14 protein-coding genes and 1 riboswitch are annotated in these 16,474 nt (G+C 49.5%); all 14 genes read left to right on the top strand.

Features of this window, described 5'->3' with window-relative positions; translation table 11 throughout:
- Nucleotides 1-109: 109 nt before the first annotated feature.
- The 14 genes from mutS to PHH49_00100 all read left to right on the top strand — a co-directional run bounded on the left by mutS (nt 110) and on the right by PHH49_00100 (nt 16,473).
- Nucleotides 110-2,719, top strand: coding sequence for a DNA mismatch repair protein MutS (mutS, locus tag PHH49_00165; protein ID MDD5487369.1), 2,610 nt, complete (start codon nt 110-112; stop codon nt 2,717-2,719).
- Nucleotides 2,716-4,488 carry a DNA mismatch repair endonuclease MutL gene (mutL, locus tag PHH49_00160; protein MDD5487368.1) on the top strand — a complete coding sequence of 591 codons (1,773 nt, stop codon included), beginning with the start codon at nt 2,716-2,718 and terminating at the stop codon, nt 4,486-4,488. Before mutS ends, mutL begins: the two co-directional genes overlap by 4 nt.
- A gap of 5 nt (nt 4,489-4,493) precedes the next feature.
- A complete protein-coding gene (gene nth, locus PHH49_00155) occupies nt 4,494-5,126 on the top strand; it encodes an endonuclease III (GenBank protein MDD5487367.1) in 633 nt (210 codons plus the stop codon).
- Nucleotides 5,126-6,004, top strand: coding sequence for a thermonuclease family protein (locus tag PHH49_00150; GenBank protein MDD5487366.1), 879 nt, complete (start codon nt 5,126-5,128; stop codon nt 6,002-6,004). The genes nth and PHH49_00150 overlap by 1 nt, the downstream gene beginning before the upstream one ends.
- Before the next feature lie 100 nt (nt 6,005-6,104).
- Complete coding sequence (locus PHH49_00145) at nt 6,105-7,271, top strand: pyridoxal phosphate-dependent aminotransferase (protein MDD5487365.1); 1,167 nt, start codon at nt 6,105-6,107, stop codon at nt 7,269-7,271.
- A gap of 46 nt (nt 7,272-7,317) precedes the next feature.
- Nucleotides 7,318-8,580 carry a 3-isopropylmalate dehydratase large subunit gene (locus tag PHH49_00140; protein MDD5487364.1) on the top strand — a complete coding sequence of 421 codons (1,263 nt, stop codon included), beginning with the start codon at nt 7,318-7,320 and terminating at the stop codon, nt 8,578-8,580.
- A gap of 39 nt (nt 8,581-8,619) precedes the next feature.
- Nucleotides 8,620-9,123 (top strand): 3-isopropylmalate dehydratase, encoded by a 504-nt coding sequence (locus PHH49_00135; protein ID MDD5487363.1) that lies wholly within the window; start codon nt 8,620-8,622, stop codon nt 9,121-9,123.
- Nucleotides 9,098-9,775 (top strand): lipoyl(octanoyl) transferase LipB, encoded by a 678-nt coding sequence (gene lipB / locus PHH49_00130; GenBank protein ID MDD5487362.1) that lies wholly within the window; start codon nt 9,098-9,100, stop codon nt 9,773-9,775. The genes PHH49_00135 and lipB overlap by 26 nt, the downstream gene beginning before the upstream one ends.
- Nucleotides 9,776-9,799: 24 nt before the next feature.
- A complete protein-coding gene (locus tag PHH49_00125; GenBank protein MDD5487361.1) occupies nt 9,800-10,072 on the top strand; it encodes a hypothetical protein in 273 nt (90 codons plus the stop codon).
- A complete protein-coding gene (locus PHH49_00120) occupies nt 10,041-11,195 on the top strand; it encodes a glycosyltransferase (protein MDD5487360.1) in 1,155 nt (384 codons plus the stop codon). Before PHH49_00125 ends, PHH49_00120 begins: the two co-directional genes overlap by 32 nt.
- Nucleotide 11,196: 1 nt before the next feature.
- Nucleotides 11,197-12,054, top strand: a complete 858-nt coding sequence (locus tag PHH49_00115; GenBank protein ID MDD5487359.1) for a lysophospholipid acyltransferase family protein — start codon at nt 11,197-11,199, stop codon at nt 12,052-12,054.
- Nucleotides 12,042-13,604, top strand: a complete 1,563-nt coding sequence (locus PHH49_00110) for a DUF368 domain-containing protein (GenBank protein ID MDD5487358.1) — start codon at nt 12,042-12,044, stop codon at nt 13,602-13,604. Before PHH49_00115 ends, PHH49_00110 begins: the two co-directional genes overlap by 13 nt.
- 38 nt (nt 13,605-13,642) lie before the next feature.
- Nucleotides 13,643-14,152 (top strand): hypothetical protein, encoded by a 510-nt coding sequence (locus PHH49_00105; protein ID MDD5487357.1) that lies wholly within the window; start codon nt 13,643-13,645, stop codon nt 14,150-14,152.
- A 1-nt stretch (nt 14,153) separates the two neighbouring features.
- A riboswitch (cobalamin riboswitch) is annotated at nt 14,154-14,337 on the top strand.
- A gap of 111 nt (nt 14,338-14,448) precedes the next feature.
- Complete coding sequence (locus tag PHH49_00100; protein ID MDD5487356.1) at nt 14,449-16,473, top strand: TonB-dependent receptor; 2,025 nt, start codon at nt 14,449-14,451, stop codon at nt 16,471-16,473.
- The last annotated feature ends 1 nt before the right edge of the window (nt 16,474 follow it).

Raw genomic sequence — 16,474 nt, 5'->3', positions numbered from 1 at the left:
GCAATGGTATTTGCGGGTTGCGTGCTTCGAAGTCGTGCCGTATGACAACGACTAAGGGTCCGCAACCCGCTTTTTTATCGGTTATATCCACCCTGTGGAGGAGAGAAGCATGGAGTCCGACCTCACTCCTATGATGCGTCAGTATCTTGACATAAAAGAGAAGAACAGGGATGCCATACTTTTTTTTCGTCTCGGTGATTTTTACGAAATGTTCTTCGATGACGCCGTCGAAGCCTCACGTATCCTGCATATAACCCTTACGTCACGTGGTACCGGCAAAACGGGCAAGATCCCGATGTGCGGGATACCGCACCACGCAGCCAGTAATTATATCGCCCGGCTTATACATAACGGCAGGAAAGTCGCCATTTGCGAACAGGTTGAGGAACCGGGGCCTGGCAAAAAATTGGTTGAAAGGGCTATTACCCGCATAATCACTCCCGGGACATTTATCGCCGACGAGATACTGGACGGAGCGGTGAACAACTATATACTCGCGATATGCGCCAGAGATGGTCGGTTCGGGCTGGCGTACGCGGATCTTTCCACGGGTGAGTTCAAGGCAACGGAAATACCCGATAAGGAATCCGTTTTTCCCGAGATGTACAAGATATCCCCTTCGGAACTCTTAATGCAGGAAAGCTTTATATCTACGAGGGATTTCAAGGATATCACAAGTGTCAATACGGGATCCGTTTCGATCGTGGATGACTGGATGTTCGACCATGAACTTTCCGCTAAAGAACTTAAACGCCAGTTCTCCGTTAATAATCTCGAAGGGTTCGGACTTACCGGCCAAACACCCGCGGTGAACGCCGCGGGGGCCCTCCTGAAGTATCTAAAGAACACGCAGAAGATAGAGCTCAATAACATAGACAGGATAACGGTCTATAACGTGAGTGAATATATGGTCTTGGACCGTAACTCCCAGCGGCACCTTGAGCTTATCCAGAACCAGGACGACCTTTCCACGAAAGGCACATTGTATGACGTTCTGGATATGACCACGACCCCGATGGGTAAGCGCAAGCTCAAGAAATGGGTGCTTAACCCGATGCTGGACTATAATAAGATAAACGAACGCCTGGACGCGGTGGGTTTTTTCTTTAGCAACGCGGATATCAGGAAGAAGGTAAGGACGCTTCTTTCCGAGGTGTATGATATCGAAAGGCTTTCCAATAAGGTTAGTATGGCCAGCGCCAACGCCCGAGACCTGTTGGCACTTGCTTCGTCCCTGGAAAGTGTGGAGAAATTAAAACATGTGCTTAATGGGGAATTGCCAAGTCTAATGGATAAAGCGGTCTCCGGCATGGATGATTTTTCTGGAGTTACTCGTATGATCCGTGAAAGTATAGTCGACAACCCTCCCGTTACCATTAAAGAGGGCGGCATAATAAAAAAGGGCCATGACGCCGAGCTTGATGAGCTTCTTGACATAGTATCCGGCGGGAAAGACTGGATAACAGGGCTTCAGAAAAAGGAGATAGAAAGGACCGGGATAAGCTCGCTTAAAGTGGGATATAACAGGGTGTTCGGCTATTATATAGAGGTCACCAAGGCTAACCTGAAGGACGTGCCCGACGATTATATGCGTAAGCAGACACTTGTGAACGCCGAAAGGTTCATTACCGAAGAACTGAAGGAGCATGAAAGCAGGATAGTAGGCGCCGCGGATAGGAGCAAGAACATGGAGTATTCCATATTCTGCGGGATCAGGGACGAGATAGGCAGGAAAATAGATAAGTTGAAAGAACTTTCCGAGATCGTGGCCGGAATAGACGTGATATCGGACCTCGCGGAAGTTGCGGTCGTGAACGGATATAATCGTCCTGTTGTAAGCCCCTCGTCAGGGCTGGAGATACGCCAGGGGCGCCATCCTGTGCTTGAGAAGATACTCAAGGACAAGGAGTTCGTCCCGAACGACGTTCGCATGGACGACGATAACAGGATATTCATAATAACCGGTTCTAATATGGCCGGCAAATCCACTTTTATACGGCAGGTCGCGCTTATAACCATAATGGCCCAGATGGGGAGTTTTGTTCCGGCAGATGAGGCGCGTATAGGCTTGGTTGACAGGGTCTTTACGCGTGTAGGCGCTTCGGACAGGCTGTATCATGGGATGAGCACTTTTATGGTCGAGATGATCGAGACGGCCAACATATTGAACAACGCCACCGCGATGAGTCTGATAATCCTGGATGAGATAGGGCGCGGCACAAGCACGTTCGACGGTGTATCAATAGCGTGGTCCGTGGTAGAGTTCATACATCATTATTTGATGGGCGCTAAGGCCATGTTCGCTACACATTACCATGAATTGACGGAACTGGCGGGTATCATGGAAGGTGTTAAGAATTACCATCTGGAGGTCCAGGAGTGGGGAGAGGACATTGTTTTTCTTTATAAGGTAGCCGAAGGTGTTTGTGACGAGAGTTTTGGTATACACGTGGCCAGGCTGGCTGGGATGCCTCAGGAAGTGGTCGCGAGGGCAAGGTCGATACTGGCGAACCTGCAGAAGGATTCTCTTTTGGGGAGCATAAGATCCAAGTTCGCGGGGAAAACGGCAGAACAGGAAAAACAGCTGGATTTTTTCACCTATAACGCCGGGAAATTCCCGCTACTGGATGAGATCAAAGGGCTAGACCTTGACAGAATGACGCCTATCGACGCGTTATCCAAATTATCCGAACTCAAGAACAAGGCGGAGGGGCGATGACGGGAAAGAAGATAAACATACTTGAAGAGGACGTCATATGTAAGATCGCCGCGGGAGAAGTGGTCGAAAGACCGGCTTCAGTGGTCAAGGAACTCGTGGAAAATTCGTTGGACGCGGGCGCCGGTAGCGTGGTTGTTGAGATCGAGGCCGGAGGTAGTTCCCTTATCCGTGTTTCGGATGACGGGTACGGTATGACCGCGGAAGACGCCGTGATCGCGGCCAAAAGACACGCCACCAGCAAGATACGGACAGCCGATGATCTCGAGAAGATAAACACTCTGGGGTTCCGGGGAGAAGCGCTTGCCAGTATCGCCGCGGTCTCCCAGATGGATATTACCACGCGTTCCCAGGAAGAGGATACGGGTATCTATCTTTACATCGAAAGCGGAGAGATACTGAAGAACAGGCCTGCTGGAAGGGCCAGGGGGACTACTATAGAGGTCCGGAACCTGTTCTTCAATGTTCCCGCGCGCAAAAAATTCCTCAAGAAAGAAGCCACGGAACTATCCGAAGTGATCGAGATAGTGGGCAGGCTCGGCCTCGCACATATGGATGTGGAATTCAAGTTGATACACGGCGGCCGGACCATCCTGCATGTACCCGCAAAGGCTTCCCGTGAGGACCGGATAAGAACGGTACTGGGCGCGGATGTGTCGGATCATATAGTGCCGATATCAGGACGTAGTGAAGTTTGCGAAATTAAGGGTTTTGTAAGCCGTCCGGCATATTCGCGTAAGGATAGGAAAGCCCAGCTTTTCTTTGTTAACGGGAGATCTGTTAGAAGCAAACTTCTCTCGGACTCGGTGTTCGGGGCTTACAGGAGCCTGCTTGAACGGGGCCGGTTCCCCGCGTCGATACTTTTTCTTGATATAACGCCGGAAGAGATAGATGTGAACGTGCATCCGTCAAAAATGGAGGTTAAGTTCCGGTATGATAAGGGGATAAGGGACCTCGTCACGGCGAGTATCGCTGAGGAATTCCTTAGTATCAGGAGATCCCGGCAAGAGACCGTTCCGGGTGAATGCCATGAAAGTCTTGAGGTGCCATCGACGGAAAGCGCGCGTGTCGTTGTGAGAAAAGAGGAGGAACTTCAGAACGAGTTCCCTTATGAGGTATCGGCCGGTCCGGTAGCCGACAGGGCCATGGGCAAAAAAAACCTTTTTCAATCCGGTGAAAGGACTGCGGCTGGAACAATAGAAGTGGGTGGGCAGGAGTTCTTTCAGGTAGGAAAGTGTTATATTGTCGGGATAAAGGAGGACAAGATAGATATAGTGGACCAGCACGCGGCGCATGAGCGTATATTGTACGAGTTCTTTGCCCGGGCTGCCGAAAGTTCACTGGCTGAGTCCCAGAAACTGCTGTTTCCCGTACATATGGAGCTTTCCTCGGATGAGGCTGTTATCCTATCAAAGGTGATAGAGGGGTTCAAGCGTATAGGTTTTTTGATCGAGCATTTCGGCGGGAATTCCTTTATAGTACATTCTGTCCCTTCCGTAGTAAGGGACGGAGATATAAAAAGGCTTGTTAACGATATGTTGCATGATATGGCGGATGGTAAGGAAACGTCGAACGACGCTACGGAGAACGTGATCAAAATAGCATCATGCAGGGCCGCGATAAAATCCGGGGATGAGCTTACGATGGAGGAGATGAGGTCTTTGCTTGCCCAGCTTGGAAAGTGCTCGCTGCCATTTACGTGCCCGCATGGCCGGCCGACCATGATAGAGTTGAAGGTCCCGGATATGGAAAAGATGTTCCACAGGAAATGATGACCATGGACAGAAAAATGGCCATAAAAATGTTCCGCGTACTTGAGAAAAGGTACAAAGGCGCGGTCACATCGCTTGAGTATGGGAACGCTTTCCAGCTTTTGGCCGCCACGATATTGTCGGCCCAATGCACCGATGAAAGAGTGAACAAGGTAACCGCGACACTTTTCAGGAAATACGGTACAGTGAAGGATTTCGCGGGACTTAAGGCCCGGGAGTTGGAGCCCGAGATCAGGTCCACGGGATTCTACCGCAATAAGGCGAAGAACATAATATCTTCCGCGAAAATGATCCTCGAAAGTTTTGGGGGAAAAGTGCCTGGGAACATGGAACAGCTTGTCACGTTACCCGGGGTGGCAAGAAAGACCGCAAATATCATACTTTACAATATTTTCGACAAGAACGAAGGCATAGCCGTGGATACGCATGTAAAACGCGTAAGCGGAAGACTGGGACTTACCAAATATGGGGATCCTGTCCGGATAGAACGGGACCTCATGGAGCTTTTTGACCGGGATAAATGGGGATATCTTTCGAATATATTGATACAGCACGGGAGAAGGACATGCAAGGCTCGTAAACCCGATTGTCCAGGATGTCCTGTCGCCGGGTTATGCCCTTCAGCCGGCAAGTTCTAATGATGATGGGACACATCACCTTTATAAAGAACGCGATTTTCCGCTTCACAGTATCTTTTCTGGTGATCCTTGTAGTGGATTCCCGGGTACCGCTTCCGGCCGAAGACCTGAAGGATAAAGGCTTCGAGTTACAGATAGACCATGTGATAGATGGGGACACCGCGCGATTGTCCGACGGTCGTACCGCTAGATATCTTGGTATAGACACGCCGGAAGTCCGGAGAAAAGGACGCAATGGCTGGGAATATGCCCCGGAACCTTTTGCCGAAGCGGCTACGGAACTCAACGAGGAGCTTGTCGGGGGGAAGACGGTATTCGTTGTTCCCGATGAGAAGGTAACGGATAAATATGGTCGGGTTCTTTTGTATGTTTTTGTTGGTGACGTTTTCGTGAACGAAGAGATCGTACTTAGGGGTCTTGCCAGGGTAACGGTTTTTCCACCCAATATCGAGTATCTGGATGTGTTGCTCCGGGCTCAGGAAGTAGCTCGCGAGGAAAGACGGGGCATATGGGGCGTATGCGCGAATATAGATGTTCGCGAGGCGCATGGTCATGTAGGAGAAGTGTGTTCGGTGACCGGCGAGGTCAAAGGTATCAAGGAGACCCGGAGTGAGGTCGTAATGGAGATAAAAGGTAACGGTGTTGATGTGTTCAACGTTACTATATTCAAGGGTAATTTACGCTTTTTTGAAGCAGAGAAAAAAGGCCGTTTGAGCGAGTATCTCGGTAAAAAAATATGCGTAACCGGGAAGGTGACTGAAGAAAAAGGTATCCCCGGAATGGTACTCTACCATCCATACCAGATAAGAGATGAACTGCGACATAAGCTTATGGTTTATAACATTTTACATACAACGTCATGCCATTGTTGCTCTTAAATGTATTTTGATTATTCCACAAATTTTTCCCTCTTGTAATATTATGTTTAATATGATATTTTATGTCATCTGACAAAAATTCACGTTAAGGAGAGAGATCATGCTTTTTTCTGAGAAAATATCCCGGGTAAAACCTTCGGCTACATTGGGTATTACGTCAAAAGCAAAAGCGATGAAGGCTAAGGGGGAAGATGTTGTTATTCTTGCCGCCGGGGAACCGGATTTCGATACGCCGAATGTTATAAAAGAAGCCGCGATAAAAGCGATAAATGATGGATTTACGAAATATACTCCTTCCAGCGGGACGAATACGCTCAAAGAAGCCATAGCGCACAAGTTAAAGAAAGATAATAGTTTAGAGTATGCGGCCAAGAACATAGTGGTATCCTGCGGAGCCAAACACTCGATATATAACGTTCTGCAGGTGATATGCAACCCAGGAGATGAAGTGCTGATAATCTCTCCGTATTGGCTAAGTTATCCGGAGATGGTAGTGCTTGCGGGTGCCGTTCCAAAAATAATATCCCCTGAAGATAAAACAACGTTCAAGGTGTCCCCTGAAGACATAAGGAGATCTGTCGGGCCGAGGACGAAAGTGATAATCCTCAACAGCCCGTCAAATCCGGCAGGTGTCGTGTATGAAGAAAATGAGATCAGGGCTATAGCCGGGGTGTGTCTTGAGGCCGGGTTAACCGTTGTAAGCGATGAGATATACGAAAAGATAATATTCGATGGCAGGGAACATTTCTCAATAGCCCAGGTGTCTGAGGACATGAAAAGGGCCACGGTGGTTGTGAACGGCATGTCGAAGAGCTATTCAATGACAGGATGGCGGATCGGGTATATCGCTGCCGACGAGGATATCGTGAAACGTGTGGGCATATTGCAGGACCATTCGACATCGAATCCTTGTTCAATAAGCCAGGTAGCGGCGGAATTCGCGTTGAAAAGTGATCTGGGACAGACAATAAAGGATAATAGCAGGATGTTCCAGAAAAGAAGGGATATACTTCTGGGGTTCCTAAATGCTGAACCGCGGATAAGACCGATCGTGCCGTTGGGGGCTTTTTATATGTTCTGCGATATTTCGGGTACAGGGCTTGACTCTATGGTGTTCGCGGAGAAGGTTCTCGAGGACAGAAAGGTTGCCGTGATACCCGGAGGACCGTTCGGGGACGATAAGAGCATACGTATAAGTTTTGCTACGGACGAGGCAACGATATGTAGGGGCGCGGAACGCGTGATCGATTTTATCAGGTCTTTTTAACGGTGTCTTTTAAAGACCCATAGAGCCTAAAAAGAAAGAGGAAGAGATGAGGCAGACGATAGCTGAGAAGATATTGTCGGAACATTCGGGGAAAAGGGCTAAAGCGGGGGATATAGTGATCGCGAACATAGATCTCTGTTTCGGCCAGGATGGCACAAGCTCTATTATCATGGATAGCTTCTCGAAAATAGGGGCGGAACATGTTTTTGATAAAGATAAATTCCTGATGGTGATAGACCATTCTTCTCCCAGCCCGAACATCGGGGTGTCCACTGTTCATTCGAAAATGAGAAGGTTCGCCGCGGAACATGGCGTTCATCTGGTGGACATAGGGTGTGGTATCAGTCACCAGATCATACCGGAAGCCGGGTATATAACTTGTGGGGACCTGGTGATAGGCGCGGATTCGCACACATGTACTTATGGCGCTATCAATGTGTTGTCCACAGGGGTCGGGTCGAGCGATCTCGCGATCGCCCTTTCCAGCGGTAAGAGCTGGTTCAAGGTCCCGGAGACCATAAAGGTAGTGATGAACGGGGAGCTCCCGAAGGGGGTATACCCGAAAGATGCCATACTCAAGGTGATAAAGGACTTTGGCGCTGATGGGGCGACTTACAAGTCGGTAGAGTTCTACGGTGACGTGATAAACGGAATGAGCGTGGAAGGCCGGTTCACAGTGGCGAACATGGCCGTGGAGATCGGCGCGAAATGTGGCCTCATGAAAGCCGACCGGAAGACCCTGGATTGGGTGAAAAAACATTCTGTCAAAGAAGCCAGGCCGGTTGAGGCAGACGAGGATGCCAGATATGCCGAAATAAGGGAATATGATCTTTCGGAGCTTACCCCGCAGGTCGCTATGCCACACAGTGTGGACAACGTGTGTGATATAGATGAGGTGCTGGGAACGCCGATAGACCAGGTCGTCATAGGGACTTGCACCAACGGCAGGATAGAGGACCTGGAGGTGGTCGCCAGCATATTGAAGGGGAGGCAAATAGCTCCGGGGATGAAACTTGTTATCACTCCGGCGTCTAAGAAAATATTCCTGGAATGTATCAAACGCGGATATATAGATATTTTTGTCGAGGCCGGTGCCGCGGTGAACAATCCCGGATGTGGTCCGTGTGTTGGTACGCACCAGGGAGTATTGGCGGATGGAGAAAACGCTTTTTCTACCGCCAACAGGAATTTCAAGGGACGCATGGGGAATCCGAATTCAAAGATCTATCTGGGAAGTCCGGCCGCGGCCGCGGCGACGGCACTGGAGGGCAGTATTGCCGATCCCAGGGAGCATAAAAGGCGGTTGTGAACCTTATCGTCTGGACGATCAACCTGAAAAGGAGAAGAAGTGGCTAATATCGCGCACAGGCTTAAGATACAGGATGATGTAAATACGGATTATATAATATCCGGTAGATACAAGTTCAAGATACAGGACGATAAAGAGCTCGCCCAGCATATTTTTGAGGACCTTGAAGAGAATTTCATAAAAAAGGTCAACACGGGGGATCTTCTGGTGGCCGGAAATAATTTCGGATGCGGGTCATCCCGGGAACAGGCGCCTGCCGCGATAAAGGCCAGTGGTATCCAGGCTGTCATCGCCAAGAGTTTCGCCAGGATATTTTATCGCAACGCGTTCAATGTAGGTCTTTGTCTTATTGAGAGCGATACGAAGTTCATTGATGACATGGACGAACTGGTGCTGGACCTTGACGGTAATGTCATCCAGAATATAACGAAAGGGCTGAGAATAGATTTCAAGCCCTTGCCTGCTATAATGAGGGGTTTCCTTAAGAACGGCGGGGTCATTGAATATTTCAGGTCAAATGGCGGATTCGACCGTCTTGCATAAAAGCGGTATCTTTCACTCGATGGTCCCGGAGGTCATTGATCTCGGGATGATGGAGTATTTAGAAGCCCTTGAGCTTCAAAGGGAATATGTGGCCAAAAGATGCGAGCGGTCGATAGCCGATACACTTCTTGTCCTGGAACACTTTGATGTGGTCACCTTGGGGAGGACGTCCGGGTCCGAAAGCGGTCTGGACCTCCGGTATTTCGAGAAGAACGGGATACCGGTGATCAGTACCGCAAGGGGCGGCAAGGTCACATATCACGGGCCGGGACAGCTTCTGATATATCCGGTCATAGATCTTAAGCTTAAAGGGTGGAAGGTCTCCACTTATATCGATAACATAGAAAAGGCCGTAACGCGTGGATTGAACGTTATGGGTGTTGCGGCTGAAAGACGTTCCGGGGAACGTGGGGTATGGGTGGCGGACAGGAAGATAGCTTTTATAGGAGTGGCCGTGCGGAGATGGGTGACTTATCACGGTGTCTCGATAAACCTGAACAATGATGTGGAGCCGTTCTCCCACATGAACCCGTGCGGTGAGGAGCGGATAAGAGTGGTCTCCGCGAAAGAGGCGCTTGGCGGGAAATGCGATATGTCCCGCGCAAAGGAGATATTCACCCGGGAGTTCGCTCACGTTTTTTCGAACGAATAGGAACACGCAAGAAAGGCGGATAAAATGATCTTGGAGTTAAAGCTTCCGGATGTGGCGGAACAGGAAGAGATCTCCGTTATAGTGTCATGGCATGTGCAGGAGAACGAAAAAGTGGTGGAAGGACAGGACCTTCTGGAAATATCCACGGATAAGGCGACCTTTGATGTGCCGGCACCCTTCGGAGGAGTTTTGATAAAAAAAATGAAGGAAGTGGGAGCGGAAGCGGTCCCGGGCGATATTATAGCGCTTATGGAGAGAGAGGACGGTGCCGGCGGGAACGATATCCTGCGCGGATAAGATCATGAAAAAAGCGCTTATTTTCTACATATCAAGGCATTCAGGGCATTTCCACGCCGCTAGCGCCATAGAGCAGGGGCTGGTCTCTGTCCTGGGTAATATAGAGGTCGACAAGATCAATGCCTTTAGCTATACCAATCCGATCCTGGAAAAGGTGATAAATAAGGCGTATATGCAGGTCATAAAGAAAAGACCGGAAATATGGGGCAACATATACGACAACCCGGAATTCATGAAAAAGACCAGCAAGGCCAGGGAGGCGATCCACAAGTTCAACATGTCCAAGGTCAGGAAGCTTATAGACGCCCATGATCCCGACGTGGTGTTATGTACTCAGGCTTTTCCCTGTGGCATGGTGGCCGATTATAAGAGGTCCATAGGTAAGGATACCCCGCTTATAGGTGTACTTACGGATCACGCTCCACATTCTTACTGGCTTTATGATGAAGTGGATTATTACATAGTTCCATCCGAGGAGACCGGGGAAACGCTCATAAAGAAAGGGGTCCCCAGCAAGAAAGTGAAAGCTTACGGGATACCGGTCGACCCGAAGTTCAGCGTGGGATTGGACCGGGAAGATGTAAAAGAGAGGTTAAAGCTTGAGGGCGACGCGCCCGTGATCCTTATAATGGGAGGAAGCCAGGGGATAGGCGCGATGGAGGTCGTAGTACGTTCGCTTCTCTCGGACGAAGAACATAATTACCGCCTGGTAGTGGTCACCGGTACGAACAAGAAGTTGTACTCGAAGCTGAAAAAGCTTGAAAAGAAAAAGACCGGCGGCAGGCTCATGACCATGACATATGTCAAGAACATAGAGGAGCTTATGGAGGTCTCTGATGTTATAATATCTAAACCAGGAGGAATGACCATAGCCGAATCGATGGTCAAGCGCCTGCCGCTCATAATAGTCGATCCTATACCTGGACATGAGAGACTGAATACGGATTATCTTGTCAGGAAGGGTGTAGCGGTAGAGATCAAGAACATAGACGCGATACATCAGAGCATGAACGAACTTTTTGATGCTAAAGGTGTTATTGACGGGATGAAGATCGCGGCGGGTAAAATAGCCAGGCCCGACAGCGCGTTGAACATAGCGAAACTGGTCAAAGATATCTTATAGTATGTTGTATTTACTTTACAGGACGGGTTATTTTCTCGCTAACGCCATACCGATAAAAGTGTCTTATTTTATCGCGGATAGGGTGGCCCGGCTTTTTTGTGCGTTCGGCCGGGAAGATAAAGCCGCGTTAAGGTCTAACCTGAGAGTGGTATTAGGCGATGATGTGGACGATAAGGTCCTTGACAGGCATGTGCATGCCGTTTTCAGGAACTTCGCCAGATATCTGGTCGATTTTTTCAGGTTCACAAGGTTTACCGAGGATCATATAGCACGCCACATAACGTTGCGCGGCAGGGAGAACCTGGATAAAGCCTTGGAAAGCGGGAAGGGGCTGATACTTTTATCGCTGCATTTAGGGAACTGGGAACTTGGGGGCGCTATAATCGGAGGGCTGAATTATCCCATAAGCGCTATAATACTCGAGCAGCCGGATAGAAAAGTGAATGACTTTTTCGTTAAGCAACGCGCTATAAACGGGCTAAGGTCCATACCTCTTGGAATATCCATAAAGGAATGTTACAAAGTCCTGAAGAGGAATGAAATACTGGCGATCGTGGGGGACAAGGATTACACGAATACCGGGATACCCGTGGAGTTCTTCGGCCGTAAGGCGATAATGCCAAAAGGCGCGGCGGCCTTCGCGCTGAGAACGGGCGCGCCCATAGTTTTCACGGTGGTTACGCGCATGGAAGGAGACAAGTTCTGCATGTTCTTTGAAGAACCGATCTATCCGGAAAGTACGGGCCGGGATGAAGATGATGTAAAGGCCCTGATGACCAGATATATAAGCAAGTTCGAATCTTACATAAGAAGCTATCCTGACCAATGGTATGTTTTTAGGAAAATATGGGATGTGTAAAAGAAAACACGATAGTCGTAATACCTTCCTTTAACGAGGCGAGGACCATAGACCGTATCGTTCGTGAAATAGCGGGCAAAGGGTTGAAGGTCCTGGTTATTGATGACGGCTCGACCGATGATACCGCGCGAATAGCGGTCGAAGCCGGCGCGGAGATCATCCAGCACAAAAAGAACAAGGGTAAGGGGTTTTCCGTGAGGGAAGGCCTTGAACATGTGATCAACAAAACAAGGTTCGAGTGGATATTGCTCATGGATGGGGATGGGCAGCATGACACGGCCAATATCGGCGCGATGATGGCTGCCGCCGTCGACGCGGACATAGTTTCTGGGGATAGGATGGCTGATACGCGAGATATGCCAGCCGTAAGGTATTGGACCAATCGTTTTATGTCGTGGTTCATATCTAATATGTGTGGACAGAAGATATCCGACACGCAGTGCGGATACAGGCTGCTCCGGGCGGCATGTTTCAGGGATACCCGGCTATGTTCAAAGAATTTCGACATTGAGACAGAAATGCTCATAATTGCCGCCCGTCGCGGTGCCAGGATAAAGTCCGTGCCCATAAGGACGATATATGGAGAGGAAAAATCACAGATAAACCCTATTGTGGACACCTTGAGGTTCTTCAGGCTTATTTCCAGGTATATGTTGTCATCCGGAGGGAGATGCCCCGCCAACACCCCAAAAAGGGACTACGATATGGTCCCGATCACATCACTTACCGGCGCGGTCTCTCTTTTCGTCAAGGGTATGGTAATAGGTGTAGCTAACATCATCCCCGGTGTTTCCGGTGGGACCATAGCGGTAGTACTTGGGGTGTATGCCAGGCTGATAGAGGCAATATCCTGTTTTTTCAGCCCGAAAGCCAAAAAAGGGACATATATACTTTTTCTGGGGATACTGGGGTCGGGGGCTGTGGTGGCTATAGGCGCGTTTGCCGGTGTGATGCAATACCTGCTCAGTGAACATTACAGGATAACGATGTTCCTTTTTGTGGGGCTGATAGCCGGTGGTGTTCCCGCGATGTTCCGGGCACATGATGATATGGGCGTGAGTACGACCAGGATACTGGCCTTTGTTATGGGGATGATACTTATGATAGGCCTGGCTATGGTGCGTATGGAAGGGAACGTTTCTGGTAGCGTGGAGGCCGGATCGGGCCTTATTTACAGGTCTATGCTGGTCATATCCGGATTTTTTGCCGGGGGCGCGATGATCGTCCCCGGGATAAGCGGATCTTTCATGCTAGTGCTTATGGGACAATATTCCGCGGTTCTCAACGCTGTAAGGGAAATGGCCGTGGGGATACTGTTTTTCGTAGGCATGGGCGCGGCGGTAGGGATCCTGGTCTTCTCCAAGATAATGGATATATGCATAAAAAAAATACCCGCGGGTACATATTATTTCATTCTGGGGCTTATCGCGGCATCGATATATAAGATATATCCGGGGCTTGACAGTCAGATGGCCGTTAATATAAAATATCTCCTGACCGCGATGGCGGGAGGTTTTTTTTCGTACATGCTCTCAAGGGTCAGGGTGTGATCGGACCGGTATTCACGACGGCAAGAAAGGAATAACATATGATAGCGTATTTACTGATATTGGCGGGGTTCCTTTTCAGACTGTTGCCGCACGCGGCTAATTTTTCACCGGTCGCGGCCATAGCTATTTTTTCCGGCGCATATCTGAGTAAGAAATATGTTCCCTGGGTGCCCCTTGCCATAATGATACTTAGCGATCTTGTCCTGGGGTTACACGATGTTTTTCTCTATACATGGGGCGCTTTCGCGATAACGGGGTACATGGGTATGTGGCTCAAGGGCAGGAAGAACATATGGTCCGTAACGGGGGTCTCGCTGGCCGCGTCCCTTTTCTTTTTCATCGTGACCAATTTCGGGGTATGGGTAGCGTGGTATCCCCATACCGTTCAGGGGTTGGCGGATTGTTATCTGAAAGCCGTCCCATTTTTACGTAATACGGTCGTTTCGGGCCTCGCCTATACTATGGCCCTGTTCGGCGCCTATGAGCTGGCGGCGAGGGTTGCCGTAAAGACGAGGTTTAAAGATATACTTTTATCCACGAAGTATTGATCGACATATATTCCATACAGGTGATATCGCGACTTGAAAGGGAAGCCCGTGAAGATCGGGCGCGGTGCCGCCGCTGTGACCGGGGACTTCAGCCCACTGAAAGCCACTGCTTATCATAAGCGGGAAGGCGGGGCAGGAAGGATGATCCGGAAGCCAGAAGACCTGCCTGTATGTTAAAGTTGTCCGGGTCCGGATCAGGCCTTGAGAGAACATATACATATGAGGTAAAAACGGTTGACCTCTTCTTCCTATCTATGCGGAAGAAGAGGTTTTTTTTTGCACAGAAAGGAAAGAGAATGAAGGAATGGAATGTCCATGTGGTAGCGCTGCTGGTCGTTGTTTTTTTTGGGGCTTTTTGCGCCTCAGTTAGTGCCGAGGGCTCTGGGGGACAAGATAGCGAGGTAATGGAGCTGGATGCCATTGTTGTGACCCCGGCCAGGTACGCGGAATATCCGTACAACCTGAACAGTAACGTAAGCGTGATAACCGCGCAAGAGATAGAGGATTCGGGCGCGAGAAGTGTTCAGGAGGCCATCAAGTGTGAGCCGGGCATAATAATAGGAGGGTTCGCGGATAACCCCAAGAATAGCGCCATAGATATACGTGGATATGGGGATTCCGGCATGGTGAACTATCTTGTGCTGATAGACGGACGCAGGATAAACCAGATAGACCTGTCGGGGGCGGATATGTCCCAGATAGACGTGAATTCCATCGATAGGATCGAGATCGTAAGGGGAGCCAGGAATGTGCTCTATGGCGACAACGCCACGGGGGGCGTTATTAACATTATCACAAAAAAGGGCGGAAAGGGGCATCACGTGTCGTTTTCCCAGCAAATAGGAAGCTACCAGGCCAGGAAAGAATATGTTTCCGCTTATGGAGGGGAAGATATACTGGACTATTTTGTCAGTTACTCGGACGACTTCACGGAAGGGTACAGGAGCAATAACCGATACGAGGCTGACGACGCTATGGGAAATTTTACCTTTACCCCTGGCGATGACATTGAGGCCTATTTCGCGTTCAGTTACCACCGTGACTGGTATGGCCAGCCCGGCGCGCTCTATAACACGAATATCGAGAATAATGGCCGGAGGATATCGCACTTTCCGGATAGTAAGGCTGACACGGAAGATTATTTTATCACGTTCGATCCTCGTAAACGTTATGAGATCGATGGGGGGGAGGTGTCCATATCGAGCCCGCTGACCTATAGGTCGCGAAAAGCGCGTTCAAGAAGCGTGAGTACCAACAGGCACTTTATAGATTCTTTTGACTGGTCCCCGAAGGTCGAGTGGGAGACGATCCTCATGGGGGGGCTGGGGAAGAACAAGTTGATCGTAGGCGTGGATTATTTCCATGCGTTGGACAGTTTTGGCAGCGGGGACGTGACCCTCACGGAGTCCAAGGCGGATATTACCAAGGATATGTTCGGTGTGTACCTGTCGGATAACCTGATACTGGAGGAGCGTTTCATAGTAAGTGGGGGAGTAAGGACCGAATGGACAAAATACATATTCGACCAGGGCCAGCCCGTTCCTTCCAAGGACATGAAAAGCCCTATCGGCCTGGCTTTTGACGGTGGACTGGGGTATAAGTACAATGACTCTTCCCGTGTGTATTTCAATTACGCGAGGTCATACAGGAACCCGGCCACGGACGAGTTCTTCCAGTCCGCATATGAGTTCGATGCCGTCAAGGTCCCCGCCTCATTGAACACCAGCCTAAAACAGCAGGTGGGCAACAATTACGAGATCGGTATTTCCGACAGGACGTTCGAACCGTTCGAGTTGAGCGCCGATTACTACATCATAGATAATAAGAATGAGATCTATTATGACCCGGATGATTATTTGAACCGGAATTATCACCACACCGTTCACCATGGGCTGGAACTTTCGGCCGGGACCGTTATCAGTGACAGGGTGGAGATAGGCTTGGGGTATACCCTGCAAAGGTCGTATTTTGACGGAGGTAAGTTCGACAATAAGAACATACCGCTTGTCCCGGAGAATAAGCTGAGCGCCAGGATAGGGCTAAAACGCTGGAAAGGTCTGGCGGCCGATCTTATTATGAATTTTGTCGGGGCCAGGTATGCCGCTAACGATCAGAGTAATAGCGCTCCTGAGCTTAAACAGTATCTAACGCTTGACGCGAACGTTTCGTATGAATGGAAAGCCATCAGGATATTCTTCTCCGCGAAGAACATCCTGAACGAAAGATATAATTCCAGCGGGACCAAGGGCTTACTTGGCAGTATCGCGGTATATCCGGCTCCCGAAAGTAATTTCGAATTCGGCGTTTCATTGGAATTCTGAT

The sequence above is a fragment of the Candidatus Omnitrophota bacterium genome (genome assembly GCA_028715965.1).
Lineage (GTDB): Bacteria > Omnitrophota > Gorgyraeia > Tantalellales > Tantalellaceae > JAQUQS01.
Note: the sequence above shows the minus strand (reverse complement) of the source record. Positions and strands in the feature narration are given on the sequence as shown.

Bases quoted from the DNA above. Each gene is read 5' to 3' on its own strand.
- mutS (MDD5487369.1), top strand. From the start codon at position 110: ATGGAGTCCGACCTCACTCCTATGATGCGTCAGTATCTTGACATAAAA.
- mutL (MDD5487368.1), top strand. From the start codon at position 2,716: ATGACGGGAAAGAAGATAAACATACTTGAAGAGGACGTCATATGTAAG.
- nth (MDD5487367.1), top strand. From the start codon at position 4,494: ATGGACAGAAAAATGGCCATAAAAATGTTCCGCGTACTTGAGAAAAGG.
- PHH49_00150 (MDD5487366.1), top strand. From the start codon at position 5,126: ATGATGATGGGACACATCACCTTTATAAAGAACGCGATTTTCCGCTTC.
- PHH49_00145 (MDD5487365.1), top strand. From the start codon at position 6,105: ATGCTTTTTTCTGAGAAAATATCCCGGGTAAAACCTTCGGCTACATTG.
- PHH49_00140 (MDD5487364.1), top strand. From the start codon at position 7,318: ATGAGGCAGACGATAGCTGAGAAGATATTGTCGGAACATTCGGGGAAA.
- lipB (MDD5487362.1), top strand. From the start codon at position 9,098: ATGGCGGATTCGACCGTCTTGCATAAAAGCGGTATCTTTCACTCGATG.
- PHH49_00125 (MDD5487361.1), top strand. From the start codon at position 9,800: ATGATCTTGGAGTTAAAGCTTCCGGATGTGGCGGAACAGGAAGAGATC.
- PHH49_00115 (MDD5487359.1), top strand. From the start codon at position 11,197: ATGTTGTATTTACTTTACAGGACGGGTTATTTTCTCGCTAACGCCATA.
- PHH49_00110 (MDD5487358.1), top strand. From the start codon at position 12,042: ATGGGATGTGTAAAAGAAAACACGATAGTCGTAATACCTTCCTTTAAC.
- PHH49_00105 (MDD5487357.1), top strand. From the start codon at position 13,643: ATGATAGCGTATTTACTGATATTGGCGGGGTTCCTTTTCAGACTGTTG.
- PHH49_00100 (MDD5487356.1), top strand. From the start codon at position 14,449: ATGAAGGAATGGAATGTCCATGTGGTAGCGCTGCTGGTCGTTGTTTTT.